Source organism: Streptomyces sp. UC4497, assembly GCF_054871485.1.
The window spans coordinates 163,593-189,313 of record NZ_JBTYHB010000011.1; the positions used below are offsets into that span (position 1 = coordinate 163,593).

The window sequence follows — 25,721 nt, forward strand, 5'->3', positions numbered from 1 at the left end:
GATGTTCGATATGCCCGATACATTTTCGTGATCTGCCCCACGGCGGGCCCTGGGGCTCGGTGGAGTTCCTGGGAGTTCCTCGGAGTTTTGAAGGCAGCCACGGGTTGTCAGTGGGGCGGCCTAGACTCGTAGAGCGATGAGCAGCCTCTTTGACGACAGCTTCCTGACCGGCCTCCAGAAGAACGGTGCGGAGGAGCCCCCGCCCCCGCCCCCGGACCCCGAGTACGACGACGGGGCCCCGGAGCCGATGCCGGACGACCTGTTCGGCGGGCAGCTCGGCGCGCCCGAAGACAGGGACACGCACTACCGGGACGGCGCCCCGCGCCCCGTCCTGAGCGCGGCCACCCTCCTGGAGGGGCTGAACGAGAACCAGCAGGCGGCCGTCGTGCACGGCGGGACCCCGCTGCTCATCGTCGCGGGCGCCGGATCCGGCAAGACCCGCGTCCTCACGCACCGCATCGCGTACCTGCTCGCCGAGCGCGGAGTGCACCCCGGCCAGATCCTCGCGATCACGTTCACGAACAAGGCCGCGGGCGAGATGAAGGAGCGCGTCGAGGACCTGGTGGGCCCGCGCGCGAACGCGATGTGGGTCTCGACCTTCCACAGCGCCTGCGTCCGCATACTGCGCCGGGAGAGCAAGAAGCTGGGCTTCACGTCCTCCTTCTCGATCTACGACGCCGCCGACAGCAAGCGGCTCATGGCGCTCGTCTGCCGCGACCTCGACCTGGACCCGAAGAAGTTCCCGCCGAAGTCCTTCAGCGCCAAGATCAGCAACCTCAAGAACGAGCTGATCGACGAGGAGGACTTCGCGGCGACCGCGGCCGACGGCTTCGAGAAGACCCTCGCCCAGGCCTACGCGATGTACCAGGCCCGCCTGCGCGAGGCGAACGCGCTGGACTTCGACGACCTGATCATGACGACGGTGAACATGCTGCGCGCGTTCCCGGACGTCGCCGAGCACTACCGCCGCCGCTTCCGCCATGTCCTCGTCGACGAGTACCAGGACACGAACCACGCGCAGTACGCGCTGGTGCGCGAGCTGGTCGGCCCCACCGAGGGCGAGGACGCGGACCCGGGCGAGCTGTGCGTCGTGGGTGACGCGGACCAGTCGATCTACGCCTTCCGCGGCGCCACGATCCGCAACATCCTCGACTTCGAGGACGACTACCCCAACGCGAAGACGATCATGCTGGAGCAGAACTACCGCTCCACGCAGACGATCCTCAGCGCGGCGAACGCGGTCATCGAGCGCAACGAGTCGCGCCGCCCCAAGAACCTGTGGACCAACGAGGGCCCCGGCGCCCAGATCACCGGCTACGTCGCGGACACCGAGCACGACGAGGCCCAGTTCATCGCCGACGAGATCGACCGGCTCACGGACGCGGGCGACGCGCTGGCGGGCGACGTCGCGGTCTTCTACCGGACGAACGCGCAGTCCCGTGTCTTCGAAGAGATCTTCATCCGTACCGGCCTGCCCTACAAGGTCGTCGGCGGCGTCCGCTTCTACGAGCGCAAGGAGGTCAGGGACGTCCTGGCCTATCTGCGCGTGCTCTCCAACCCCGAGGACTCGGTGCCGCTGCGCCGCATCCTCAACGTGCCGAAGCGCGGCATCGGCGACCGCGCCGAGGCGATGATCGACGCGCTCTCGCAGCGCGAGAAGATCTCCTTCCCGCAGGCGCTGCGCCGAGTCGACGAGGCGTACGGGATGGCGGCCCGCTCGGCGAACGCCGTGAAGCGGTTCAACACGCTGATGGAGGACCTCCGCACGATCGTGGAGTCGGGCGCGGGCCCGGCGACGGTCTTGGAGGCCATCCTCGAACGCACCGGTTATCTCGCCGAGTTGCAGGCCTCCACCGACCCGCAGGACGAGACCCGGATCGAGAACCTTCAGGAACTCGCCGCCGTGGCCCTGGAGTTCGAGCAGGAAGCAGGCGAGGAGGGCGAGACCGAGACGGGTGGCGGGGGACTCTCCGACTTCCTGGAGCGCGTCGCGCTCGTCGCCGACTCCGACCAGATCCCCGACGAGGACGACGACGGCAGCGGCGTCATCACGCTGATGACCCTGCACACCGCCAAGGGCCTCGAATTCCCGGTCGTCTTCCTGACCGGCCTCGAGGACGGCGTCTTCCCGCACATGCGCTCCCTCGGCCAGGCCAAGGAGCTGGAGGAGGAGCGGCGGCTCGCGTACGTGGGCATCACGCGCGCGCGACAGCGCCTCTATCTGACGCGCGCCTCCATGCGCAGCGCCTGGGGCCAGCCCTCGTACAACCCGCCCTCCCGGTTCCTGGAGGAGATCCCGGCCGCGCACCTGGACTGGAAGCGCACCGGCCCGTCGACTCCCGCTGCCTCGACCAAGAGCATCGGTGGCGGCATCGCGGCGTCCCTGTCGTCCTCGCGCTCCCGCACGGGTTCGACGCCGGCCTTCGCCACGCGCCGCGCGGGCGACAAGCCGGTGGTGGCCCTCTCCGTCGGCGACCGCGTCACGCACGACCAGTTCGGGCTCGGCACGGTGGTGGGCGTGTCGGGCACGGGCGACAAGTCGGAGGCGTCGATCGACTTCGGCGACCCCAAGCCGAAGCGTCTGCTGCTGCGGTACGCGCCGGTCGAGAAGCTGTAGTCGCGCTGCGGCCGCTCTCTACGGAGGGCGGCTCAGTTCGGGTTGAGGCCGTGGCTGCGCAGCCACGGCAGCGGGTCGATCGCCGCGCTGCCGCCGGGGCGCACCTCGAAGTGCAGGTGCGGGCCGGTCGAGTTGCCCGAGTTACCGGACCGCGCGATCACGTCACCGGCCTTCACCGGACCGTTCATCACGGTGTGCGAGGAGAGGTGGCAGTACCAGGTCTCCGTGCCGTCCTTGGCGGTGACGATGGCCATGTTCCCGTACGCGCTGTTCCACTGCGTCTTCACGGTGCCGTCCGTCGCGGCCATCACCGGAGTCCCGTACGAGACGGGGAAGTCGATGCCGGAGTGCTGGGACATCCAGTTGACGCCGGCCTGCCCGAAGAAGGCGCTCAGCCCGTGCTGCTTCACCGGCAGTACGAACTTGGGCCGCGCCGCCTCCTTGCGCGCGGCCTCCTCGGCGGCCTCCTTGCGGGCCGCCTCCTGCTTCGCCTTGAGGTCGATCCGCTCCTGCGTGCGGCTCGCCCGGTCGGCGAAGTCGCCCGCGTCGGCGGACAGGTCCTTCAGCTGCGAGTCCAGCTTGTTGTTGGCGACGGCCGGCTTCACGGCCTGCGCGTCCGAAGCGGCCGCGGCCTGCGTCTCCGTGCCGTCGTCCCCGCTGCCGCCGACGCTCGCCGCGGCGATCCCGGCGACGCCGACCACACAGACCGACGGCACGACGACGGTGATGAGCGCGGACCGCTTGGCCGGACGACGGCGGCCGGCGCGGCCACGGGAGACGTTCTTCCCGGCCCTGCGTGTCGTGGGCTGCGGGGTCGCGGCGGCCGGTTCGGGCTCGGACTCGGGGGTGGAGTCGAGGTCGAGGACGGGGCCGTGCGCATGGTCCGCTTCGGGGGCGGGCTCAGCGATCGGCTCGGGCTCGGTCTGGGGCTCGGGTTCCGCGGTGCCGGTGGCGTCCGAGGCGTTCCACTGCGTGGCGTCGTACGCGCCCGTGTCGTAAGCGGTCGTACCGAAGACCGGGGCTTCGAAGGTGTGGGTGAAGCCCTGAGTGTCGTGCGGGTCGGACGCGCCGAGCATGTCGTGCGTGCTGAAGCTCTGCGTCTCGAAGCCCTGGGCCTCGAAGTGCTGCGCCTCGAACCCCTGGAACTCGAAACTCTGGGTCTCAAAGCTCTGAGTCTCGAAACTCTGGGTTTCAAAGCTCTGGGTCTCGAAGGACTGCGTGTGCGTCTGCCCGTCGAAGGACTGTGTGTCGAAGGTCTGCGTCTCGAAGGACGGGGCCTCGAAGCTCTGCGTGTCGGGGTGTTGAGCCGCGTACATCTGCGTCTCGTACGCCGAGGTGTCCCACTGACCCGTGGTGTGCTGCTCGGCCATCGACCGGGGCTGCTGCGCCGGGATGTCGGCGACCTGCTCGTAACCGCCGGTCGCCCAGGCGCCGGTCGTGTCGTAGGAACCGGTACCGAAGGAACCGGCGTCGTACGTACCGGTGTCGTAGTACGCGGAGGCGTAGGGGTCGGCGTACTGCTGCTGGGGGGCCGTGTTCCACTGGCCGGTCGCGTGGGAACCCGGTTCGTAGGGGTCCTCTGCCATGTCGCCGAAGAGCGGATCGCTTGCGAAGCTGGTCGCGGAGTGACCGTCGTACGCCGCGTAAGGCGCGGTCCCCGACGGATTGCGGTCGTTCACCAACTTCTCTTTCGCCTCGACAACAGGGGCTGCCAGAGCAGTGCGGTGACTGTACCCGTCGGTACGAGGGCACGACAATCTTCGTCGGGTTTCCGGGCCCGGGGAAACGGGCAATCAGCCGCCTTTGGGTGGACTGTGGACAGTTCCTTGGCCCTGAGTTCGAGACCCGTTCGACGAAACCCGCGTCAGGCCACCGTCAGACCGCCGTCGGCCTTGTCCGCGGCGCGCGCTCCTTCCGCGTGCTCCGCGTCGAGGGCCTGACGGACGCCGACCGCGACGGCCGGGTGCACCGGCAGCGCGAGATGGCCGATGCCCGTGACCCGCACGTTCTGCGCGAGCAGGTCCGCGTGGTCCACGCACGCGGTCTCGAGGGGCAGCATCAACTGGTCGAGGTCGCTCCAGAAGCTCACGAAGCGCGTACGACAACCGGGCGCGGGCCGCTTCAACTCCTCGACGACGGACGAGCCGGGCCGCATCTGCCGGACGATCGGGTGCGCGTCCGCGAGCGGCGCCACCCGCGTGCCGCCGTGCGGCGTGCCGAGGGTGACGAGTGTGCGCACCCGCGTGTCGCCGCCGAGGCACTGCACGTAGTAACGGGCTATCAGGCCGCCCAGGCTGTGCCCCACGATGTCGAGCCTGTCCCGGCCCGAGCGCTCGCACACCTCTTCCACGTGCCGGGCGAGCAGCGCGGCCGCGGTCCGGATGTCGCAGGTGAGCGGGGAGTAGTTGAGCGATTCGACGTGCTGCCTGCCGTGCTGCGCGAGGGAACGGCGCAGCAGGACGAAGACGGAGCGGTTGTCGATGAAGCCGTGCAGGAGGAGCACCGGGGGCTTGGTGGGGGAGGGCAGGCGCGGCGCGTCCGCTTCTGTCGGGGCGCTCGCCTCCGCCGGTTCTATAGGAGAGCCCTCCTCCGTCGTGACGGTCTCCATGTCCACCGGCACGTACGCCGAGGGGTGGCGGGGCAGCGCCAAGGGCTGCTGCCTTCGTTCCGGGAGGATGCCCGAGGGGTAGAGGAGCAGATGGCCCGCGAGGATCGCCAGCTCCAGGGCGGTCGCCTTCAGGAGCGCGATCGAGAGACCGGCCAGTCTCGTGGGCAGCAAGTGGCAGAGGGGGCGAAAGGGCAAAGTCCTCATGACCTTCATCGGTCAACCTCCCGTCGGCACACGGGAGGACGCCTCTGTCCCCCGTGTGCGCTCATGAGAGCCGGCCGAAGCGGTCCTGCGGCGCAGGCCGTGCCCGATGCGCCGACTCATCGGTCCGGACGGCAGCAGGAAGCACCGTGCCACCGTGCCGTGCGGCTGTCGGCGCGGTGGCGCGGCGACCTCGAAGCGGCTCCCTCGCGCCTGTCCCGGATCTGGCGGTGAGTCCCGCCTGGCAGTCGCGGCGCGCAGCGAATGTGTCCCACCGTGTGATTTCCCCCTCGGTACGCACCGCGAAACGGCGGCTTGCGGGATGCTGTCGATAACGTTCGTTCACTTCGGGCATCAGTCTTTTGAACAGTCGCTTCAACTTTTGCTTGAGCAGTCGTTTCAGGGAGGCAGTGATGGGTGTGGCAGCCGGGCCGATCCGCGTGGTCGTCGCGAAGCCGGGACTCGACGGCCACGATCGTGGGGCCAAAGTGATCGCGCGGGCGCTGCGCGACGCCGGTATGGAGGTCATTTACACGGGCCTGCACCAGACGCCCGAGCAGGTCGTGGACACCGCCATCCAGGAGGACGCCGACGCGATCGGTCTTTCCATCCTCTCCGGCGCGCACAACACGCTCTTCGCCCGCGTCATCGAGCTCCTCGCCGAGCGCGACGCCGCGGACATCAAGGTCTTCGGCGGCGGCATCATCCCCGAAGGGGACATCGCGCCCCTGAAGGAGAAGGGCGTCGCCGAGATCTTCACCCCGGGCGCCACGACGGCCTCCATCGTCGACTGGGTCCACGCCAACGTCCGCCAACCGGAGCCGTCCGGCAGCTGACCAATCAAGCCCCTGGGGCGATCGAGCGGCGGGGCCCAATTCGAGCTCTTGCGGCGATCGAGCAGTGGGGCCCAATTCGAGCTCTTGCGGCGATCGAGCGGCGGGGCTCAGATCAAGCCCCTGCGGCGATTGAGCAGCGGGGTCCGGGGCGGAGCCCCGTGGCCTCGCCGCCGGTGCCGCGCGCCAGGGGCGAGGGACCGAGTCACGGGGACCCGGTGCCGTGCACCAGGGACGCGGGGCCTGGCCCCGGGGCCGGATCACGGCGGAGCCAGCTCGTCCCGCATCGCCCGGCGCAGCCGCAACGTGCCGGCGAGGCGTTGGAACGCCTCCGTCCAGTACCCCCCGGCCCCGGGCGCCGACCCCTCCGGTTCCTCGACCGCCGCCGTGAGCCCGTCGAGGCGCACCACCTCCTCGGGGTCCAGGCAGCGCTCGGCGAGCCCCATCACCCCGCTGAAGCTCCAGGGGTAACTCCCCGCGTCCCGCGCGATGTTCAACGCGTCGACCACGGACCGCCCGAGCGGCCGCGCCCACGGCGTACCGCACACCCCCAGCAACTGGAACGCCTCGGACAACCCGTGCGCCGCGATGAACTCCGCCACCCAGTCCGCCCGTTCCGCCCCCGGCAGCGCCGCGAGCAGCTTGGCCCGCTCGGCGAGCGACACCGCCCCGGGCCCCGCCGCGTCCGACGCCGTCGGCGCCCCGAGCAGCGCCCGCGACCAGCCGATGTCCCGCTGCCGGACCGCCGCCCGGCACCACGCGGCGTGCAGTTCCCCGCGCCAGTCGTCGGCGACCGGCAGCGCCACTATCTCTTCCGGGCTCCGGCCGCCGAACCTGTCCGGCCACCGGCCGAGCGGCGCCGCCTCGACCAACTGCCCGAGCCACCACGCCCGTTCACCCCGCCCCGCCGGTGGCTTCGCCACGACGCCGTCCCGCTCCATCCCCGCGTCGCACTCGTGCGGCGCCTCCACGACGATCGCCCCCTCCGCACGGTCGAGCGCCACGCAGGTCAGCGCCCGGTCCGCCATCCGCGCGGCGAGCGCCGAACGGGGGAGTGCGGAGAGCAGCTCGGCCGCCGTCGCCCGCACGTTCTTGCTGCGGTCGGTCAGCGCCTGCTCGAGGAACGGCTCGTCCGCGTCGCCGAGCCCCGTGCGCAGCGAGTCGAGGAACATCAGGCGGTCCTCGGCGCGCTCCGTGCCCCAGGTCCCGGCGAGGAGCGCCCGGGCCGCCGCCGGGTCGTGCGCCCGAACCGAGGCGAGCAGAGCCACCCGCTCCGCGAACAGGCCCTCCTCCCACCGCAGATGAACCTGCTCGCTCTCCTCCGGCGGCGGCAGCACGGCGCCGACGCCCGGCGTGGCGCGCAGCGCGAACTTCCAGTCCGGGTTGAGCCGGGCCAGCCACCGGGCGCGCGGCCCCGCGAACGTGAGGGCCGGCGGGCGCAGGTCGGTGCGGCCACGCGCCGCGTCGAGCAGCGCGGGCAGCAGCTCGGGCGGGGGCGCGTACCCGTGCGCGTTGGCCGTGGCCAGCCACTGCGGGAGCAGTTCGAGGAGGTCGGGGGCGGTGCCACGGCGGGATCCGGTGCCGCCGGAGCGGTCGGTGAGCAGGAGCGCGAGCCGCTGCCGCGCGGCGGCCGGCAGCGGGGGACGCGGGTCGTCCTCGGCGCGGTCCGGCGGCGCGGTCGCCGCGGCGGGACGCAGACCGGCCCGGCGGCGCACGGTGTGCACGGCGGCCTCGTCGAGGAGGGCGAGCGGCGGGCGGTCCGAGCGGCGCTCGGTTCCGAGCAGGGCGGCGCTGACGAGGTCGTCCCAGGTGGCGGTGGTGGTCATCACGGGTCCTCTCCGTGGAGCGGTCTTCGTCACCGGCAACGGTGTTTCGGCGCGTTGGCGGTTCCTGGATTGGTCAGCACAGCGATATGACCTCCCCCGCTTCCTCCGCCCATGTGGCCAGCGGGCGGAAACCGGTCGGGCCGCATTCGCCGAACACCGTCACCGGCGCGCCTCCCGAGACGGCGACCAGGCGCCACAGGCCGGGGGACGCCGCCGCGTGCGCGGTGAGGGGGAGCGCCGACTTGCCCTCGCCGTCCGCCAGTTGCCAGTGGCCGTCCGGGTCCCGCGTCGGTATCACCTCCGCGAGCGTCACCGGCCAGGACTCCAGCCAGGGGTCGGCCGCGAGCGCCGTTCCGTAGGCGGCGAGACCGGCGGCGACGTCAACTCCCTTGGGACGTATGCCGTCCGACTCCGCCGGGGCGAACTGCTCGCCCAGCTCCGCCCGGAGGGCCCCCGCTCCCGGATACGCCGACACCGCGGCGTCGAGCGTGCGCCCGGTCGGCAGGGCGAGCGCCGGTGCGCGGCCGGCCGCCCCGTAGGAGAGGAGCAGTACGGTGCGCGCGCTCTGCGTGCCGTGCAGCCATGCCCGGCGCGTGGTGAGGTGGCCGTCCGCCGTGTCGTACTGGGCGAGGACCAGCCAGCGGTCGCGCAGCGGAGGCTCCCTGTCCGAAGCGGGCAGGCCCACGCGCGAGCGGACCGTCGCCGCCAGGTCAGCGGGCAGGGCGTCGCGGCGCAACCACCCCTGATCGAGGAGGTGCAGCAGCGCGCACGCTTCGAGCAGCCGCACCGGCCAGCCGGGACCGGACGCAGGGATCGCCCCCAACTCTCTTACGCGCGCGGCAAGTCCGGGCGCCTGCGCGTCGACCATGCGCGCGGCCGTCTCCTCCCACAGCCCGTACCCCGACTGCTCCGCCTGCGCGAGGCCGCCGCGCAGCAGGTCGGCCAGGCGCTGCTCCAGCTCCGTCGCGCCCGCCGTGATCCGCTGGGCGCGGCGCTCGGCTCTGCGCCGGGCCGCCTCCGGATCCGCCGCGGCGCCGCCCGGCCCGGCCGCCGACGCATCGGTCTGCTGGGACCCCGCCCGCTTCTGCCGCCCCGCCAGCCATGGCTCGGCCCACTCCGGCGGCGACTGGCCGGCCGGTACCTGGGCTTCGCCGCCCGCCCAGAGCAGCAAGAGCCCGAGCGCGTGCTTGCACGGGAACTTGCGGCTCGGACAACTGCACTTGTACCCCGGCCCGTTCGCGCCCGGAGCGCCCCCGCCGATGTCCACGATCGTCTGGTACGGCTTGCTGCCGCTCCCCTTGCACAGTCCCCACACCGCCCCCTCGTCCGAATTCTCCACGCCCGCGGAACTCCCGGTCCCCGACCACGGACCCGGCCCCCCGAGCTTGCTTCCCGCCTTGCGTGACGCGGCGTCAGGCGCCAGTGCGAGCACCTGATCCGTCGTCCAGCGCACCCCCAGCTGATTCATGTCCTCGACGTTAGATCCCGCCACTGACAATCCGCCCGGCAACAGCTCCGACCTGCGGTGATGGCGGAGCCGAGGTCGATTGTCAGTGGCGTGGTGCACCGTGGAACCCATCACGCGACGAGAGCGGTCGAGGGCTCGTCGTGCGGATTCGAGTGGGGCGAGTTGGAGGGGGACAGCCATGACCATTTCCGTCGAGAGCCAGACCGAGAACCAGATCGAGAGCGGGGCCGGGAGCCGGACCGGATCCGGGGCCGGGAGTCAGGGCGGGGGCCAGGTCGCGGAGGAGGTGCTGCGGCCGCACGCCGAGGACGCGTTCGCGGAGGAACTCGCGGCGCTCGCCGCACAGGACGACCGGCCGCGGCCGGCCCGCTGGCGCATGTCGCCGTGGGCCGTCGCGACCTATCTGCTCGGCGGCACGCTGCCCGACGGCACGGTGATCTCGCCGAAATACGTGGGCCCGCGCCGCATCGTCGAGGTCGCCGTGACGACGCTGGCGACGGACCGGGCGCTGCTCCTGCTCGGCGTGCCCGGCACCGCCAAGACCTGGGTGTCCGAGCATCTCGCGGCCGCCGTGAGCGGGGATTCGACGCTGCTGGTGCAGGGCACGGCGGGGACGCCGGAGGAGGCCATCCGCTACGGCTGGAACTACGCGCAGCTGCTGGCCAACGGGCCGAGCAGGGACGCCCTCGTGCCGAGCCCGGTCATGCGGGCGATGGCGGAGGGGATGACCGCGCGCGTCGAGGAGCTGACGCGCATCCCGGCCGACGTGCAGGACACACTGATCACGATCCTGTCCGAGAAGACCCTGCCGATACCGGAGTTGGGGCAGGAGGTGCAGGCCGTGCGCGGCTTCAACCTCATCGCCACGGCCAATGACCGGGACCGCGGGGTCAACGATCTGTCGAGCGCGCTGCGGCGGCGGTTCAACACGGTCGTGCTGCCGCTGCCCGCGAGCGTGGAGGACGAGGTCGACATCGTCTCGCGGCGGGTCGACCAGGTGGGCCGCGCCCTGGAGTTGCCCAGCGCGCCCGACGGCATGGACGAGATCCGCCGCGTCGTCACGGTCTTCCGTGAGCTGCGCGACGGTGTGACGGCCGACGGGCGGACGAAGGTGAAGTCCCCCAGCGGCACGCTGTCGACCGCCGAGGCGATCTCCGTCGTCACCAACGGCCTTGCGCTGTCCGCCCACTTCGGGGACGGCGTGCTGCGTCCCTCCGACGTGGCCGCCGGGATCCTCGGGGCCGTCGTGCGTGATCCGGCGGCGGACCGGGTCGTCTGGCAGGAGTACCTGGAGGCCGTGGTGCGCGAGCGCGACGGCTGGAAGGACTTCTACCGGGCCTGCCGAGAGGTGAGCGCATGACGACACCGACCACGGGCCCCGCGCTGCTCGGCGTGCGGCACCACGGTCCCGGCTCCGCGCGCGCCGTGCGCACCGCGCTCGACGCGGCACAGCCGCGGATCGTCCTGATCGAAGGGCCGCCGGAGGCCGACGGTCTCGTACCGCTCGCCGCCGAGGACGGCATGCGGCCCCCGGTCGCACTGCTCGCGCACGTCGTGGACGAGCCGGGGAGGTCCGCCTTCTGGCCGTTCGCCGAGTTCTCGCCCGAATGGGTCGCGATCCGCTGGGCGTTGGAGCGCGACGTGCCGGTGCGCTTCATCGACCTCCCGGCCGCGCACAGCCTCGCGCTGCGGGCCGAGGACGACAAAGGCGACGACCCGGAAGAGGGGACGGAGGAGGGGGACTCCGTGCGCGTGGACCCCCTGCGGGTCCTCGCCGAGACCGCCGGATACGACGACGCGGAGCGCTGGTGGGAGGACGTCGTCGAGCACCGGGACGGCGACGCCTTCGCCGCGCTCGGCGAGGCGATGGGCGCGCTGCGGGAGACGTGCGGGGACGGCGGACACGAGCGCGACCTGGTGCGCGAGGCGTACATGCGGCTCCAAGTACGCGCGGCGCAGCGTGAGTTCGCGGACGACGTGGCCGTGGTGTGCGGGGCGTGGCACGTGCCGGCGCTGCGGCAGCGGACGACCGTCGCGGCCGACCGCGCCCTGCTCAAGGGGCTGCCGAAGGCGAAGGTCGACATGACGTGGGTGCCGTGGACGCACCGGCGCCTGGCCCGCGTCAGCGGATACGGGGCGGGGATCGAATCGCCCGGCTGGTACGGGCATCTGTTCAGCGCGCCCGACCGGCCCGTGGAGCGCTGGCTGACGAAGGTCGCCGGGCTGCTGCGCGAGGAGGACCGCATCGTGTCCTCCGCCCATGTCATCGAGGCCGTACGACTCGCCGAGACCCTCGCCGTGATGCGCGGGCGCCCGCTCGCGGGGCTCACGGAGACCACCGACGCGGTGCGGGCCGTGCTGTGCGAGGGCTCGGACGTACCGCTGGCGCTCATCCACGACAAGCTGGTGGTCGGTGACGTGCTGGGGGAGGTGCCCGAGGCGGCGCCCGCGGTGCCGCTGCAGCGCGACCTCACACGGCAGCAGCGTTCCCTGCGGCTCAAACCGGCCGCCGCGGAGAAGGAGCTGGACCTCGACCTGCGGGGCGACACCGACGCCGCGCGCAGCCGCCTGCTGCACCGGCTGCGGCTCCTGGGCGTGGCCTGGGGAGAGCCGGCGAGATCGGCGCGCGGTTCCACCGGAACCTTCCGCGAGTCGTGGCGGCTGCGCTGGGAGCCGGAGCTGTCCGTGCGGGTCGCGGAGGCCGGGGTGTGGGGGACGACCGTGCACGCCGCCGCGACCGCCAAGGCGGAGACGGACGCGATCGCCGCGAGGGCGCTCGCCGACGTCACGGCGCTCGCCGAGGTCTGCCTGCTCGCGGGGCTCGCGGACGCGCTGCCGACGGTGATGCGGATCCTCGCCGACCGCGCCGCCCTCGACGCGGACGTCGGTCACCTCGCCGGCGCCCTGCCCGCCCTGGTCCGCGCCCTGCGCTACGGCGACGTGCGCGGCACCGACACCGAAGCGCTCGCCGACGTGGCGGCGGGCCTCGCCGAGCGGGTCTTCGTCGGCCTGCCCCCGGCGTGCGCGGGGCTCGACGCGGAGGCGGCCGAGGAGATGCGCGGCCATGTCGACGCGGTGCACTCGGCCGTCGCGCTCCTGGAGGACAGCGGGGTGCGCGAGCGCTGGCGGACCGTGCTGCGCGTGCTCGCGGAGCGGGACGGCGTGGCCGGGGTGATCCGCGGGCGGTGCGCCCGGGTCCTCCTCGACGAGGGTGTGCTCGACGAGGAGGACGCGGCCCGGCTGATGAGCCTCGCCCTCTCGCCCGGCACCGCGCCGGCCGACGCGGCGGCGTGGATCGAGGGCTTCGTCGGGGGCGGTTCGGGCGGCGGGCTGCTCCTGGTGCACGACGAGCGGCTCCTGGCGCTGGTCGACGCGTGGCTGACGCGGGTGTCGGACGACGCGTTCACCGACGTGCTGCCGTTGCTGCGGCGCACGTTCTCGGCGTACGAGCCGGGTGTGCGGCGGACCTTGGGCGAGCTGGTCCGGCGCGGGCCCTCCGAGGGCGGGCAGTCCCCGGTCACCGGTGGACCGCGCGGCTTCGGAGAGGAACTGGACACGGAGCGGGCGGACGCGGTGCTGCCGGTGCTGCGCCTCCTGCTCGGTGCGGATGCAGGTGCGGGTCCCGGCGGCGACGGCCGTGGCGGAAACGGCGAGGGCGACAACAGCACTGAGGGGGCGGTGGCATGACCGGCACCGGGAGCAGTACCGAGACCAGCACCGCGACCGGCACCGAGCGGAACACGGACGAGCGCTTGCGCCGTTGGCGCCTCGTGCTCGGCGGGGCGGACGCGGACGGCACAGGGTGCGGGCTCGAGGGGCAGGACGCCGCGATGGACGGCGCCCTCGCCGCGCTCTACGGCTCGGGCGGCGGCAAGCAACAGGGCGGCGGCAGCCGGAGCGCGGGGCTCGGGGCGTCCGCTCCGGCCGTGGCCCGCTGGCTCGGCGACATCCGGACCTACTTCCCGTCCTCCGTCGTCCAGGTCATGCAGCGGGACGCCATCGACCGGCTGGGCCTGTCCACGATGCTGCTCGAACCGGAGATGCTGGAGGCCGTCGACGCGGACGTGCACCTCGTCGGCACGCTGCTCTCGCTCAACAAGGCGATGCCCGAGACGACGAAGGAGACGGCCCGCGCCGTCGTGCGCAAGGTCGTCGAGGACCTCGAGAAGAAGCTCGCGACGCGCACCCGCGCCACCCTCACCGGAGCCCTCGACCGCAGCGCCCGCATTCAGCGGCCGCGCCACCACGACATCGACTGGAACCGCACGATCGCGGCCAACCTCAAGCACTACCTGCCCGAGTACCGCACGATCGTGCCCGAGCGGCTGATCGGGTACGGGCGCGCGGCGCAGTCCGTGAAGAAGGAGGTCGTCCTCTGCATCGACCAGTCGGGCTCGATGGCGGCGTCCGTCGTCTACGCCTCCGTCTTCGGGGCGGTGCTCGCGTCCATGCGCTCGATAGCAACCCGGCTCGTCGTCTTCGACACGGCCGTCGTGGACCTGACGGACCAGCTCGACGACCCGGTCGACGTCCTGTTCGGCACCCAGCTCGGCGGCGGCACGGACATCAACCGGGCGCTCGCGTACTGCCAGTCGCAGATCACCCGGCCCGCCGAGACCGTCGTCGTCCTCATCTCCGACCTCTACGAAGGAGGCATCCGCAACGAGATGTTGAAGCGGGTCGCCGCGATGAAGGCGTCCGGCGTGCAGTTCGTGACGCTGCTCGCGCTCTCCGACGAGGGGGCGCCCGCCTACGACCGGGAACACGCGGCGGCGCTCGCGGGATTGGGCGCGCCGGCCTTCGCCTGCACCCCGGACCTGTTCCCCGACGTCATGGCAGCGGCCATCGAGAAACGCCCCCTGCCGATACCGGACGCGACACCGGAAAAGGGTGCACCCACCGCGAACCGGATATGAGTACCCATCGGTAACAGGGGGCTTGCGCCGCCTCCCTCGCCCCATGCGAGGATTCGGCCACCGTGACTTCCCCGATGGCATTTCCCGCCCCCGTCGCGCGCCGGGTGCGCGCGACGGCTGGACGGCGTGCGCTGCAACTGGCGCTGCTGTTCGGCGGGTTGTTCGTCCTCGGGATCGTGTGCGGCGGCCGGGCGCAGGCGGACGGGTTGTCCGACGCCGGTTCGCTCGGTTCGGGGCACGTGGCGGTGCGGGAGCATGTCGCCCATTCCGTGGGGAAGTTGCGCGAGGCGGGTTCCCGGGAGGCCACGGACCCCTCCGAGGCATCCGAGGCGTCCGAGGACACCGAGTCCACCAAGGACACCGGGGCGTCCACGCACGCCAAGCCGACCGCGCCCACGCAGGACCGGAAGGCGGCGCCCGCCGCCCACCCCGCGCCTGCACCCGCAGCGGTTCGGCCCGCCGAGCCGACCCCGAACCCGGTCGACGCGCAGCACACACCCGGCACCGACGCACCCGGCACCGACGCACCCGGCACCGACGCACCCGGCGCCGAGCACGCGTCCGACGTACAGCACGTGTCCGGCGTAAAGCGCCTGGCGCGCCCGCTGCACGAGAAGCCCGCCGCTCCCGCCGCTCCCAGCGACCCCGCCACCCGCACCACCACATCCACCCCCACCCGAACCCTCACCACCCCCGTGCGGGCGTACCTCACCGAGCCGCTGCGTCAGCACATCGAGGGGCTCGGGGGCGACCAGGTCCGTCTGCGTTCCGCCGTCGACGCGCTGCGGTATCTGACGGCGCCGGTCGGTGCCACCGTGCGCCAGGTGACGGGGCCCGTCGAGGAGTTGGCGACGCGCGCCGTCGCGGAGCTCGTCGGAGCGGTGCCGGAGCAGCTGACGCACGGCCGCCTCGGCGAGGTCATCGGCATCGTGGACCCCGCCGACGCCCGGCCCGCGCCGCCCGCCGCGACCGCGCCGCAGCAGTCGGACACCCCGGCGGTGCACGGCGACCGGCCCGCCACGGCTGAGATCCGGTCCCACGCCGCGGTGAGCGGCCCGCAGGCGTACGACGTCGCGCGGTTCGGCGACGTACAGAAGGCGGAAGCGGGCACGCAGGCCGCGGCGCGTCCCGCGTCGCCCGTCGTGCCGCAGCGTCCCGACGGTGTGCCGTCGGCGGGCACGAGCGCGGGCGACGGTGGTTCGACGCGCCACGGTGATCTGCACGCGGCGACGTTCGGCGGCCGTGCGCCCGTACTGCTCGCGTCCGGCGCCACGGCGTCCGCGGGCACCGCGCCGGTGGTCGACCGGCTGCGCGACATTCCCGAATTCCCCGGCTAGGGCAGCCCTTCCCCGCCCGTGACCTGCCGCGCGGGGGCGGAACAGGTCTGCCCAGTCGTGAAGTGAATTCGAAGGAACTGACGTACCCATGAACAAGAACATCCGCCGCTCCATCGTGATAGCCGCCGGCGTTTCCGGCGCCTGGGCCCTCGGCTCCGCCGTCGCCAGCGCCGACGAGCTGCCCGCGCACTCGCTGTCCGTGCCGGACGTCGCAGGCGACACCGTCTCCGACGTGCAGAACGTGACGTCGGACGTGCAGGGCACCGCCTCGAAGGTGACCGACAAGGCCGACCAGCTCACGCAGAACAAGGCGACCGACAAGGCCGAGGCCGCCACTCAGCAGGCCAAGGCCCAGGTCCAGTCGAAGGCCCACCAGGCCCAGGCCCCGCAGATCAAGGCCCCCACCACCGCCGACGTCGCCGACGTCAAGGACAAGGCCGCCGGTCACGTCACCGCCGCCCAGGGCCACGTCGCCGACGCCCAGAAGCACGTCGCCGACGCCCGGGAGGGTGTCGACTACCTCTTCGGCCCGCTCGACGCCTTCGCCCCGCAGCTCCAGCAGGAGCTGACGCAGGCGGCGTCCCAGGCCCCCGCCTACGTACAGGACAACACTCAGAGCACCGTCCAGGGCGCCGCCCAGAACGTCCGCACGAACACCGGCCCGGCCGTCGGTGAGACCGCCGACGCCGTGCTTCCGCCGGTCGCCGCCACCGCCGTGCACGGCGTGCTGCCGGTCGTCGGCCAGGCCGTCGGCGACGTGACCACCCTCGCGGGCGGCGCGGTCGGCGACGTGACGCCGTTCGCCCAGACCGTCGTCGGCGACAACGTCGCGCCCTTCGCGACCGGTGTCACCGGCCAGGTCCAGCCGCTGGCCCAGGGTGTGGCCGGCGACAACGTGGCGCCCTTCGCGCAGAGCGTCGTCGGCAACGACGTCACCCCGTTCGCGGGCGGTGTCGTCGACTCCGTGCAGCCGCTCGTGCAGACGGTCGTCGACCACGTGCAGCCGGTCGTCGGCGGCGTCGGCACCAGCGCGCACGGCCTGGCGCAGGGCGTCACCGGCGACGTCCAGCCGCTCGCGCAGGGCCTGGTCGGCGACAACGTGGCCCCGTTCGTCCAGACCGTGGTCGGCGACGACGTCGCCCCGCTGGCCGGTGGCGTGACCCACGAGGTCGCCCCGTTCGCGCAGGACCTGACCGGCACCGTCACCGCCGACGCCCAGCCGCTCGCCGGCAACGCCGTCACCGGTGTGCAGGGCGTCGCCGGCTCCGTCGCGCCCAGCTACCTGCCCGGCGTCTGACCGACGCGACGGTGCCCGGTCGGCCGAAATCCATCGGTCGCACCGGGTCGCTTTCCGGGCATGACGGCGGGTGGTCCGCATGGGGACGTGACCACCCGCTGACCTGCGGCCTCACCGAGCGCACCCCCGCTCGGTGAGGCCGCTTTCATTCCCCGGGCGCCTCGGCAGCACCGTAGATAGCGCCACAAAAAGGGCGCTCTGTGATGGGTATCACCGCTCAGGTGTGATCTGCGATTTAGAAGCCGTCCCTGAGCGGCGATAACCTGCGAGACGGACATGCCGCGTACTCGGCCACCGTGTACGCCTCCCTAGTGACAGCAGCGACAGCACTCGTCACGTGTGACAGCGGAGTCACGTTGCCCCTCGCGGCACGCCCACGCAGATAACGAACCGCGAGATCACTGATAGGGACGGACGCGCGTGGACCTGTTCGAGTACCAGGCGAGGGACCTCTTCGCCAAGCACGGTGTACCGGTGCTGGCCGGTGAAGTCATCGACACGCCTGAGGCGGCCCGCGAGGCGACCGAGCGTCTTGGCGGCAAGTCCGTCGTCAAGGCGCAGGTGAAGGTCGGCGGCCGCGGCAAGGCCGGCGGCGTCAAGCTGGCTGCCACCCCCGACGAGGCCGTGCAGCACGCGACCAACATCCTCGGCATGGACATCAAGGGCCACACGGTCCACAAGGTGATGATGGCCGAGACGGCTCCGGAGATCGTGGAGGAGTACTACGTCTCCTTCCTCCTGGACCGCACCAACCGCACCTTCCTCTCCATCGCCTCCGTCGAGGGCGGCATGGAGATCGAGGAGGTGGCGGCCACCCGCCCGGAGGCCGTCGCCAAGACGCCGATCGACGCCAATGAGGGCGTGACCCCCGAGGTCGCCCGCAAGATCGTCACGGACGCCAAGTTCCCGGCCGAGGTCGCCGACCAGGTCGCCGAGATCCTCCAGACGCTGTGGAAGACCTTCATCGACGAGGACGCCCTCCTCGTCGAGGTCAACCCGCTGGCCAAGGTGAAGTCCGGCAAGGTCCTCGCCCTCGACGGCAAGGTGTCCCTGGACGAGAACGCCGGCTTCCGGCACCCCGACCACGAGGCCCTTCAGGACAAGGACGCGGCCGACCCGCTCGAGGCCGCTGCCAAGGAGAAGGACCTCAACTACGTCAAGCTCGACGGCGAGGTCGGCATCATCGGTAACGGTGCCGGTCTGGTCATGTCGACGCTGGACGTCGTCGCGTACGCCGGTGAGAACCATGGCGGCGTGAAGCCGGCCAACTTCCTGGACATCGGTGGCGGCGCCTCCGCCCAGGTGATGGCGAACGGCCTGGAGATCATCCTCGGCGACTCCGACGTCAAGTCGGTCTTCGTCAACGTCTTCGGCGGCATCACCGCCTGCGACGAGGTCGCCAACGGCATCGTCCAGGCGCTCGCGCTCCTCGAGGAGAAGGGCGAGAAGGTCGAGAAGCCCCTCGTCGTCCGCCTCGACGGCAACAACGCCGAGCTGGGTCGCAAGATCCTCTCCGACGCCAACCACCCGCTGGTGCAGCGCGTGGACACCATGGACGGCGCGGCCGACAAGGCCGCCGAGCTCGCGGCCGCGAAGTAAGGGACGAGGGACAGAACAGCCATGGCTATCTTCCTCAACAAGGACAGCAAGGTCATCGTCCAGGGCATGACCGGTGCCACGGGCATGAAGCACACCAAGCTCATGCTGGCCGACGGCACGAACATCGTCGGTGGCGTCAACCCGCGCAAGGCGGGCACGTCCGTCGACATCGACGGCAATGACATCCCGGTCTTCGGCTCGGTCGCCGAGGCGATGGAGAAGACGGGCGCCAACGTGTCCGTGCTCTTCGTCCCGCCGGCCTTCTCCAAGGCCGCCGTGGTCGAGGCGATCGACGCCGAGATCCCGCTCGCCGTGGTCATCACCGAGGGCATCGCCGTCCACGACTCCGCCGCGTTCTACGCGTACGCGAAGTCGAAGGGCGACAAGACCCGCATCATCGGCCCGAACTGCCCCGGCCTCATCACGCCGGGCCAGTCGAACGCCGGCATCATCCCGGGCGACATCACGAAGCCGGGCCGCATCGGCCTGGTCTCGAAGTCCGGCACGCTGACGTACCAGATGATGTACGAGCTCCGTGACATCGGCTTCTCGTCCGCCGTCGGCATCGGTGGCGACCCGGTCATCGGCACGACGCACATCGACGCGCTCGCCGCGTTCGAGGCCGACCCCGAGACCGACCTGATCGTCATGATCGGTGAGATCGGCGGCGACGCCGAGGAGCGCGCGGCCGACTACATCAAGGCCAACGTGACGAAGCCGGTCGTCGGCTACGTCGCGGGCTTCACGGCGCCCGAGGGCAAGACCATGGGCCACGCCGGCGCCATCGTCTCCGGCTCCTCCGGCACCGCGCAGGCGAAGAAGGAGGCCCTCGAGGCCGCCGGCGTCAAGGTCGGCAAGACGCCGACCGAGACGGCGAAGCTGGCGCGCGAGATCCTCAGCTAAGAGGTTCTCTGCCAGGAGCTTCTCCTACGCAGCTCAGTGGGCCCGCACCGGTGACGGTGCGGGCCCACTCGCGTTGCGCCACGCGCGCTATTCGGTCCTCGGTGTGAGCCGCTCGGGCCCTCCGCTCAGCTTCTCCCGCAGCTCCTTGCGCAGCTCCAGATCCGCCTGCGTCAGCGGTTCGGGACCGGTCAGCGGCGGTACGCCGGCGATCGGTGAGCCCGGCGCCGGTACCGGCTCGTAGTGCGTGGGCGCCACCCGCACGGTCAGCGCCGTCGCGCCGATGATGAAGACCGTGAACGCGACGGCCGCCCGAGTCCAGAGCCGGGTGCGCCGCTCGCCGCCGCTGCGCACCACCGTGGACACGGGCGCCTCCAGCTGTTCCGAGCCCGCCAGCTCCGCGAGCCGCCGGTGCAGCTGCTCGGGGACCGCGAGGTCGGGCAGCCGCCGGGCGACCGCCTCACGGGCGTGCAGGATGCGGTTCGCGGCGGCCGGCGTGCTGGCCTCCGTCTCCGCCGCGGTGTCCGGCAGATCCAGGCCCACCCCGTCGTACAGCAGCAGCGTGCGCCGGTAGACGGGCGGCAGGTCGAGGAGCGCGCCGAGCAGCTCGCGGTCCTCCGGGGTGGCGGGCGGCGCCTCCGGCTGTCGCTTGCCGGGGCGCAGGCCGTGCCACGGCGACATCGCGTACTCGTACGCCGCCGCGCGCACCCAGCCCGCCGGGTCCGGGTCGACCGCCACCTCGGGCCAGTTCTGCCAGGCCTGCTGGAAGGCGCGCTCGACGGCCTCGCGGGCGAGGATCCTGCGGCCGGTGAGCAGATAGGTCTGCCGGACGAGGAATGGCGCGGCGTGCGTGTAGAGCGCGTCGAAGGCCTCGGCGGCGGTCCGGGCGCGGGATGCCGCCGCGACGGGGTTCTGTTCCATGACGGCCGTGGCGGTGGCCCCGGCCGTCGGCGGCGCGGGTTCTTGTATCGCGGCGGCCTTCAGGGCCGGCCCCGCCGTCGTCGGTGCCGCGGTCGTCGATGCCGCTGTCGTCGGGGACGGCTCCTCCGCGGCGGTCAGCTCCGCCAGGAGGCGTGCGTACGCCTCCCGCTTCTGACCCTTTGGAGTGGTGCGGCCGGCCTCCCAGCGACGGACGGTTTCGCGCGTCACGCCGATCCGCTCGGCGACCTGGTCCCGGGACAGCGAGCCGGCCTCGCGGAGCAGACGGCGCTCCTTGGGCGGCGGCAGTGGGGTGGCAGCGCCCTGCGTCATCGTGAACTCCACACACCCTTTCGTGCGAAAAAGAACATAAACGTATCTTGTGCGACACATCCGGGCTTCGCCTGTTGCGCGAGGTAAAGGCGTGTCGTTGGGAGCATGGTCCCGTGACCCAAATGACCGGCCTTGGACTGTCGTTGCCCCTGCTCCTGACCCGGCTGCGGGAACGGGCCCCGGGCCCCGTCGGGAGTGCGCTGCGCGGGGCCCTCGCCGCGGGACTCGGGCTCGGGGCGTGCGCCGTGCTCGTGATGGTGCTGTGGATCAGCTCGCCGTTCCCCGACAGCGGGCCCAGCGGCGCGCTGCACACCGCCGCCGCGCTGTGGCTCCTGGCGCACGGCGCCGAAGTGATCAGAACGGACACCCTGTCCGGGGTGCCCGCCCCGCTGGGAGTCAGTCCTCTGCTGCTGCTCGCGATGCCGGCGTGGCTGGTGCACCGGGCGGCGCGGGACGCGGCGGAGGAGTCCGAGTCCGTGGCGGGCGTCTGGGCCGGTGTGGCGGTCGGCTACCTCTCGGTGGCGGCCGCGGCGACGTACTACTGCGCGGGCGGCGAGCTGCGCCCCTCGTGGGTGAGCTGCGTGGCGCATCTGGTCGTGCTCGCGGTGGCCGCGTCGGGATTCGGGGTGTGGACGGCGCACGGGCGGCCGTACGGTCCGCTGCCCGCGCCGCTGGCGGGACGGCTCCCGGAGGGGTTCGTACGGGAGGTGGTGCCGGTCGCCGTGCGGGCGGCGGTGGCCGGGGTGCTCGCGCTGGTCGCGGGCGGGGCGCTGCTGGTGGCCGGGATGCTCGTGTGGCACGGGGAAGCGGTGCGGGTGTCGTTCCTGCAGCTCACGGGGGCCTGGTCGGGGCGGCTCGCGGTGCTGCTGCTCTGCGCGGGGCTCGTGCCGAACGCCGCGATCTGGGGGTCGGCGTACGCGCTAGGTCCCGGGGTCGCCCTCGGGGTCGGGCACACCGTGGGGCCGCTGGGGAGTTCCGGGGCCGCGATGCTGCCCGCGTTCCCGTTGCTCGTGGCGGTGCCGAAGGCCGGGGACGGCTCGCCGCTCACGTGGGCCGTGGGGGTGGTGCCCGTGGTGGCGGGAGTGGTCGTGGCGGGGTTCGTCGTGACGGCGGGAGCGGGGTGGACGTGGCGGCGGATCGCGGGCGGCGTGGCCGTGGCCGGGGCGCTGTGCGGGGTGGCGATGGGGTGCTTGGCCGGGGCCGCCGGTGGGGCCCTCGGCCGGTCGGCGCTCGCGGAGTTCGGGCCGGTGGGATGGGTGACCGGGGCGGTGGCCGCGGGGTGGGTGTGCGTGGTGGGGGTGCCGGTGGGGTCGGCGGTGTGGTGGTGGCGGGAGCGGGGGACGCGGGCGGCCATGGTTGACGAGGAGCCGGAGCGGCCGGCTCAGGACCGGGAGCCCGAGAAGGTGTCGGTGACGGCGCCGGAGAGGGAGACGGAGCGGGCGAAGGACGACTCCTTCGCCCTCTACGACTTCTTCGACGAGGACCCGCGCCCTTGAGGCGCATTTCCAGCCCCTCCGGCGTTTGAGGCGCGGGGTCCGGGGCGGAGCCCCGAGGCCGCAACCCCGGGTCAGCGCTCGCCGAGAAGGGGCCGCAGCTCCTTCGGCAGAAGGTCCTCGCAGGACTTCTTCGCCGCGTTGGTCAACGCATCCGTACGGCACTCGTAGTAGTCGCTGTAGACCATCTTCGCCGTGAACAACGACGCCACCATCGCCAGCGCGAGCGCCCCCGTGACCAGGCCACTGATCGCAGCCGTCGTCTGCGGACGCGTGGCCTCGGAGCCCGCGGGGCGGGGCGTCGCGGCGACCGGGGTGTCCGGGTCCGCCGGGCGGGGCGACTTCATGCGCAGCGCGCTGACGCCCCAGTACAGGGCGAGCACGCCGAGCAGCAGGGCCACGTACGGCCAGCTGAACAGGGCGAAGAAGAAGCCCCACATGCCGGAGAGCAGCGCGTAGCGCGCGCGGCGCTGGGCCGGGTCCGTCGGGTCCCAGCGCATGCCGCCGGGGCCGGGGCCCTGCCCGCCGTTCTGCCCCTCGGGGCCGCCGTTCCCGCCGTTGCCCGGACGGTCGCCGAAGCGGCCGCCCTGCGCGCGGCCCGGCTGACGGTCGCTCCACTGGCCGCCCCAGGGCGAGTTCCCGCCGCTCTGCCCGGAATCGGAGCCGGATCCCGAGTCGGAGTCCGAGCCCTCCGGGTGGCGCGGCTGCCACGGCCTGTCGGGCGCGTCGTCGGCCGGCGGCGCGAACGGATTGCTGTCCCTGGAGTCGTCCGTCTCCTTGGACGATTCCTTGGACGGCGGCGACGGCGGCGTGGGTCGGCCTTCGCGCGGCAGGACGGCGCCGTTGGGCAGCGTGAGGCGAAGGCTTCGGTCCGGCATCAGATGTGCGTCTTCCCCTAGGTCGTCGGTCACGGGGGCCGCTGGCGCGGCCCGGCGTGGCGTTCTTCACGTCAACGTCCGATGGCCGCTCAGCGTTCCGTTCCGCCGACGCTACCTGTAGCCCCGGCCCCCGTCCCGTGGGGGCCGTCGGCCGTGCCGGTATCGTTGCTGCCGGTCGGCCGCTTCGTAGGGTTCCCCGTATCGGGGAAGGCGAAGCGTTCATGCGAACGCACAAAGATGCGGTCGCACGAGCGGAAGCACAAGCACGAGCCGACCGCGCAACGTAGCTCCCCAAGAAAGGGCCCCGTCGTGGCCAAGGCCAAGCGCCTCGTCGTGCTGGTCTCCGGATCAGGAACGAATCTGCAGGCACTCCTCGACGCGATCGCGGCGCAGGGTACCGATGCGTACGGCGCCGAGATCGTGGCCGTCGGCGCCGACCGTGAGGGCATCGCGGGCCTGGAGCGCGCCGAGCGCGCCGGTCTGCCCACGTTCGTGTGCCGCGTGAAGGACCACGCCACCCGCGAGGAGTGGGACCGCGCGCTGGCCGAGGCCACCGCCGCGTACGAGCCGGACCTGGTGGTCTCCGCGGGGTTCATGAAGATCGTGGGCAAGGAGTTCCTGGCCCACTTCGGCGGGCGGTTCGTGAACACGCACCCGGCCCTGCTGCCCAGTTTTCCCGGTGCGCACGGTGTGCGGGACGCGCTCGCGTACGGCGCCAAGGTCACCGGATGCACCGTCCACTTCGTCGACGACGGCGTCGACACCGGCCCGATCATCGCCCAGGGCGTGGTCGAGATCCGGGACGAGGACGACGAAAGCGCTCTGCACGAGCGCATCAAGGAAGTCGAGCGCACGCTGCTCGTCGATGTCGTGGGGCGGCTCGCCCGTAACGGCTTCAGCATTGAGGGACGAAAGGTAGTTATCCCGTGAGCGCCGAGAACAAGCGGCCCATCCGCCGTGCACTGGTGAGCGTCTATGACAAGACGGGTCTGGAGGAGCTGGCGCGCGGCCTGCACGAGGCGGGCGTCGAGCTCGTGTCGACGGGCTCCACCGCCGGAAAGATCGCCTCCGCCGGGGTGCCGGTCACCAAGGTCGAGGAGCTCACCGGGTTCCCCGAGTGCCTCGACGGCCGCGTGAAGACGCTGCACCCGAAGGTGCACGCGGGCATCCTGGCCGACCTGCGCCTGGAGGACCACCAGAAGCAGCTCGCCGACCTCGGTGTGAAGCCCTTCGACCTGGTGATCGTGAACCTGTACCCGTTCCGGGAGACCGTCGCCTCGGGCGCGACCCCCGACGAGTGCGTCGAGCAGATCGACATCGGCGGCCCCTCGATGGTCCGCGCCGCCGCCAAGAACCACCCGTCGGTCGCCATCGTCACGAGCCCCGAGCGGTACGCGGGTGTCCTCGCGGCCGTCAAGGACGGCGGCTTCGACCTCGCCACCCGTAAGCGCCTCGCCGCCGAGGCGTTCCAGCACACGGCGTCGTACGACGTGGCTGTCGCGAGCTGGTTCGCGGACGACTACGCGGCTGCCGACGACTCCGGCTTCCCGGACTTCATCGGTGCCACGTACGAGCGCAAGAACGTGCTCCGTTACGGCGAGAACCCGCACCAGGGCGCGGCTCTCTACGTCGACGGCACGCGCGGCCTCGCCGAGGCCGAGCAGCTGCACGGCAAGGAGATGTCGTACAACAACTTCACGGACACGGACGCCGCGCGCCGTGCCGCGTACGACCACGAGGACCCCTGCGTCGCGATCATCAAGCACGCGAACCCGTGCGGTATCGCCGTCGCCTCGAACGTGGCGGAGGCGCACCGCAAGGCGCACGCCTGTGACCCGCTGTCCGCGTTCGGCGGCGTCATCGCCGTGAACCGCCCGGTCACCAAGGAGATGGCGGAGCAGGTCGCCGACATCTTCACCGAGGTCATCGTCGCGCCCGACTACGAGGACGGCGCCCTCGAAGCCCTCACCAAGAAGAAGAACATCCGCGTGCTGCGCGCCCCGAACGGCCCGGCCGCGAAGGTCGAGACGAAGCAGATCGACGGCGGCGCGCTCCTCCAGGTCACCGACCGCCTCCAGGCCGACGGCGACAACCCGGCGACGTGGACGCTCGCGACCGGCGACGCCCTGTCCCAGGGCGAGTTGGACGAGCTGGCGTTCGCCTGGAAGGCCTGCCGCGCGGTGAAGTCCAACGCGATCCTGCTCGCCAAGGACGGCGCCTCCGTCGGCGTCGGCATGGGCCAGGTCAACCGCGTCGACTCCGCGAAGCTCGCCGTCGAGCGGGCCGGCGAGGAGCGGGCGCGCGGCGCGTACGCCGCCTCCGACGCGTTCTTCCCGTTCCCGGACGGCCTGGAGATCCTGACGGCCGCGGGCGTCAAGGCCGTGGTCCAGCCGGGCGGTTCGGTCCGCGACGAACTGGTCGTCGAGGCCGCGAAGAAGGCGGGCGTGACGATGTACTTCACGGGCACGCGCCACTTCTTCCACTGATCCACTGCATC

Annotated in this window: 18 protein-coding genes; 12 read left to right on the plus strand and 6 right to left on the minus strand. The window is 72.3% G+C overall.

Annotation, left to right across the window (positions count from 1 at the left end; genetic code table 11):
• Positions 1-136: 136 nt before the first annotated feature.
• A complete protein-coding gene (gene pcrA / locus ACYSUO_RS17950) occupies positions 137-2,617 on the plus strand; it encodes a DNA helicase PcrA (protein ID WP_461777125.1) in 2,481 nt (826 codons plus the stop codon).
• A 32-nt stretch (positions 2,618-2,649) separates the two neighbouring features.
• On the opposite strand, the gene ACYSUO_RS17955 is transcribed toward pcrA, so the two are convergent.
• Positions 2,650-4,296, minus strand: coding sequence for a M23 family metallopeptidase (locus ACYSUO_RS17955; protein WP_461777126.1), 1,647 nt, complete (start codon positions 4,294-4,296; stop codon positions 2,650-2,652).
• Positions 4,297-4,481: 185 nt separating this feature from the next.
• On the minus strand, positions 4,482-5,438 hold the full coding sequence (locus ACYSUO_RS17960) for a lipase family alpha/beta hydrolase (RefSeq protein ID WP_461777127.1): 957 nt from the start codon (positions 5,436-5,438) through the stop codon (positions 4,482-4,484).
• Between the two features lie 401 nt (positions 5,439-5,839).
• Here ACYSUO_RS17960 and ACYSUO_RS17965 point away from each other — a divergent pair, with 401 nt between their 5' ends.
• On the plus strand, positions 5,840-6,262 hold the full coding sequence (locus tag ACYSUO_RS17965) for a cobalamin B12-binding domain-containing protein (protein WP_461777128.1): 423 nt from the start codon (positions 5,840-5,842) through the stop codon (positions 6,260-6,262).
• 257 nt (positions 6,263-6,519) lie between these two features.
• Here ACYSUO_RS17965 and ACYSUO_RS17970 read toward each other — a convergent pair whose 3' ends face one another.
• Together ACYSUO_RS17970 and ACYSUO_RS17975 are read right to left on the minus strand one after the other, a co-directional pair.
• Positions 6,520-8,085, minus strand: a complete 1,566-nt coding sequence (locus ACYSUO_RS17970) for a DUF5691 domain-containing protein (protein ID WP_461777129.1) — start codon at positions 8,083-8,085, stop codon at positions 6,520-6,522.
• Positions 8,086-8,158: 73 nt separating this feature from the next.
• A complete protein-coding gene (locus ACYSUO_RS17975) occupies positions 8,159-9,553 on the minus strand; it encodes an SWIM zinc finger family protein (protein WP_461777130.1) in 1,395 nt (464 codons plus the stop codon).
• A gap of 178 nt (positions 9,554-9,731) precedes the next feature.
• On the opposite strand from ACYSUO_RS17975, the gene ACYSUO_RS17980 reads away from it, so the two are divergent.
• The 7 genes from ACYSUO_RS17980 to sucD all read left to right on the plus strand — a co-directional run bounded on the left by ACYSUO_RS17980 (position 9,732) and on the right by sucD (position 19,605).
• Positions 9,732-10,913: an ATP-binding protein gene (locus ACYSUO_RS17980; RefSeq protein ID WP_461777131.1), complete on the plus strand. Its 1,182-nt coding sequence runs from the start codon at positions 9,732-9,734 to the stop codon at positions 10,911-10,913.
• The gene (locus tag ACYSUO_RS17985) at positions 10,910-13,240 is read left to right on the plus strand and encodes a DUF5682 family protein (protein WP_461777132.1); all 2,331 of its coding nucleotides are present in this window, start codon (positions 10,910-10,912) and stop codon (positions 13,238-13,240) included. The genes ACYSUO_RS17980 and ACYSUO_RS17985 overlap by 4 nt, the downstream gene beginning before the upstream one ends.
• Positions 13,237-14,469, plus strand: coding sequence for a vWA domain-containing protein (locus ACYSUO_RS17990; protein ID WP_461777133.1), 1,233 nt, complete (start codon positions 13,237-13,239; stop codon positions 14,467-14,469). Before ACYSUO_RS17985 ends, ACYSUO_RS17990 begins: the two co-directional genes overlap by 4 nt.
• A gap of 74 nt (positions 14,470-14,543) precedes the next feature.
• On the plus strand, positions 14,544-15,806 hold the full coding sequence (locus tag ACYSUO_RS17995; RefSeq protein WP_461777134.1) for a hypothetical protein: 1,263 nt from the start codon (positions 14,544-14,546) through the stop codon (positions 15,804-15,806).
• Between the two features lie 88 nt (positions 15,807-15,894).
• Complete coding sequence (locus tag ACYSUO_RS18000) at positions 15,895-17,103, plus strand: hypothetical protein (RefSeq protein WP_461777135.1); 1,209 nt, start codon at positions 15,895-15,897, stop codon at positions 17,101-17,103.
• Between the two features lie 420 nt (positions 17,104-17,523).
• Entirely contained in the window at positions 17,524-18,702 is a 1,179-nt protein-coding gene (gene sucC, locus ACYSUO_RS18005; RefSeq protein ID WP_426901767.1) for an ADP-forming succinate--CoA ligase subunit beta, read from the plus strand.
• Positions 18,703-18,723: 21 nt separating this feature from the next.
• Complete coding sequence (gene sucD / locus ACYSUO_RS18010; RefSeq protein WP_385756027.1) at positions 18,724-19,605, plus strand: succinate--CoA ligase subunit alpha; 882 nt, start codon at positions 18,724-18,726, stop codon at positions 19,603-19,605.
• Positions 19,606-19,692: 87 nt separating this feature from the next.
• Here the strand turns inward: sucD and ACYSUO_RS18015 are convergent, their stop codons facing one another.
• Entirely contained in the window at positions 19,693-20,853 is a 1,161-nt protein-coding gene (locus ACYSUO_RS18015; RefSeq protein ID WP_461777136.1) for a helix-turn-helix domain-containing protein, read from the minus strand.
• Positions 20,854-20,975: 122 nt separating this feature from the next.
• Here ACYSUO_RS18015 and ACYSUO_RS18020 point away from each other — a divergent pair, with 122 nt between their 5' ends.
• Positions 20,976-22,349: a cell division protein PerM gene (locus ACYSUO_RS18020; RefSeq protein ID WP_461777137.1), complete on the plus strand. Its 1,374-nt coding sequence runs from the start codon at positions 20,976-20,978 to the stop codon at positions 22,347-22,349.
• 71 nt (positions 22,350-22,420) lie between these two features.
• Here ACYSUO_RS18020 and ACYSUO_RS18025 read toward each other — a convergent pair whose 3' ends face one another.
• The gene (locus ACYSUO_RS18025; RefSeq protein WP_461777138.1) at positions 22,421-23,224 is read right to left on the minus strand and encodes a hypothetical protein; all 804 of its coding nucleotides are present in this window, start codon (positions 23,222-23,224) and stop codon (positions 22,421-22,423) included.
• A 309-nt stretch (positions 23,225-23,533) separates the two neighbouring features.
• Here ACYSUO_RS18025 and purN point away from each other — a divergent pair, with 309 nt between their 5' ends.
• Together purN and purH are read left to right on the plus strand one after the other, a co-directional pair.
• Positions 23,534-24,154, plus strand: a complete 621-nt coding sequence (gene purN, locus ACYSUO_RS18030) for a phosphoribosylglycinamide formyltransferase (protein ID WP_461777139.1) — start codon at positions 23,534-23,536, stop codon at positions 24,152-24,154.
• A complete protein-coding gene (purH, locus tag ACYSUO_RS18035; protein WP_461777140.1) occupies positions 24,151-25,710 on the plus strand; it encodes a bifunctional phosphoribosylaminoimidazolecarboxamide formyltransferase/IMP cyclohydrolase in 1,560 nt (519 codons plus the stop codon). The genes purN and purH overlap by 4 nt, the downstream gene beginning before the upstream one ends.
• Positions 25,711-25,721 lie beyond the last annotated feature (11 nt).

Excerpts from the sequence above, each read along its gene's own strand:
- sucD (WP_385756027.1), top strand. The coding sequence starts at position 18,724 with ATGGCTATCTTCCTCAACAAGGACAGCAAGGTCATCGTCCAGGGCATG.
- ACYSUO_RS18000 (WP_461777135.1), top strand. The coding sequence starts at position 15,895 with ATGAACAAGAACATCCGCCGCTCCATCGTGATAGCCGCCGGCGTTTCC.
- ACYSUO_RS17980 (WP_461777131.1), top strand. The coding sequence starts at position 9,732 with ATGACCATTTCCGTCGAGAGCCAGACCGAGAACCAGATCGAGAGCGGG.
- ACYSUO_RS17960 (WP_461777127.1), bottom strand. The coding sequence starts at position 5,438 with ATGAAGGTCATGAGGACTTTGCCCTTTCGCCCCCTCTGCCACTTGCTG.
- ACYSUO_RS18015 (WP_461777136.1), bottom strand. The coding sequence starts at position 20,853 with ATGACGCAGGGCGCTGCCACCCCACTGCCGCCGCCCAAGGAGCGCCGT.
- ACYSUO_RS18020 (WP_461777137.1), top strand. The coding sequence starts at position 20,976 with ATGACCGGCCTTGGACTGTCGTTGCCCCTGCTCCTGACCCGGCTGCGG.
- pcrA (WP_461777125.1), top strand. The coding sequence starts at position 137 with ATGAGCAGCCTCTTTGACGACAGCTTCCTGACCGGCCTCCAGAAGAAC.
- ACYSUO_RS17965 (WP_461777128.1), top strand. The coding sequence starts at position 5,840 with ATGGGTGTGGCAGCCGGGCCGATCCGCGTGGTCGTCGCGAAGCCGGGA.
- ACYSUO_RS17970 (WP_461777129.1), bottom strand. The coding sequence starts at position 8,085 with ATGACCACCACCGCCACCTGGGACGACCTCGTCAGCGCCGCCCTGCTC.
- ACYSUO_RS17985 (WP_461777132.1), top strand. The coding sequence starts at position 10,910 with ATGACGACACCGACCACGGGCCCCGCGCTGCTCGGCGTGCGGCACCAC.
- ACYSUO_RS17990 (WP_461777133.1), top strand. The coding sequence starts at position 13,237 with ATGACCGGCACCGGGAGCAGTACCGAGACCAGCACCGCGACCGGCACC.
- ACYSUO_RS17995 (WP_461777134.1), top strand. The coding sequence starts at position 14,544 with ATGGCATTTCCCGCCCCCGTCGCGCGCCGGGTGCGCGCGACGGCTGGA.
- ACYSUO_RS18025 (WP_461777138.1), bottom strand. The coding sequence starts at position 23,224 with ATGCCGGACCGAAGCCTTCGCCTCACGCTGCCCAACGGCGCCGTCCTG.
- ACYSUO_RS17975 (WP_461777130.1), bottom strand. The coding sequence starts at position 9,553 with ATGAATCAGCTGGGGGTGCGCTGGACGACGGATCAGGTGCTCGCACTG.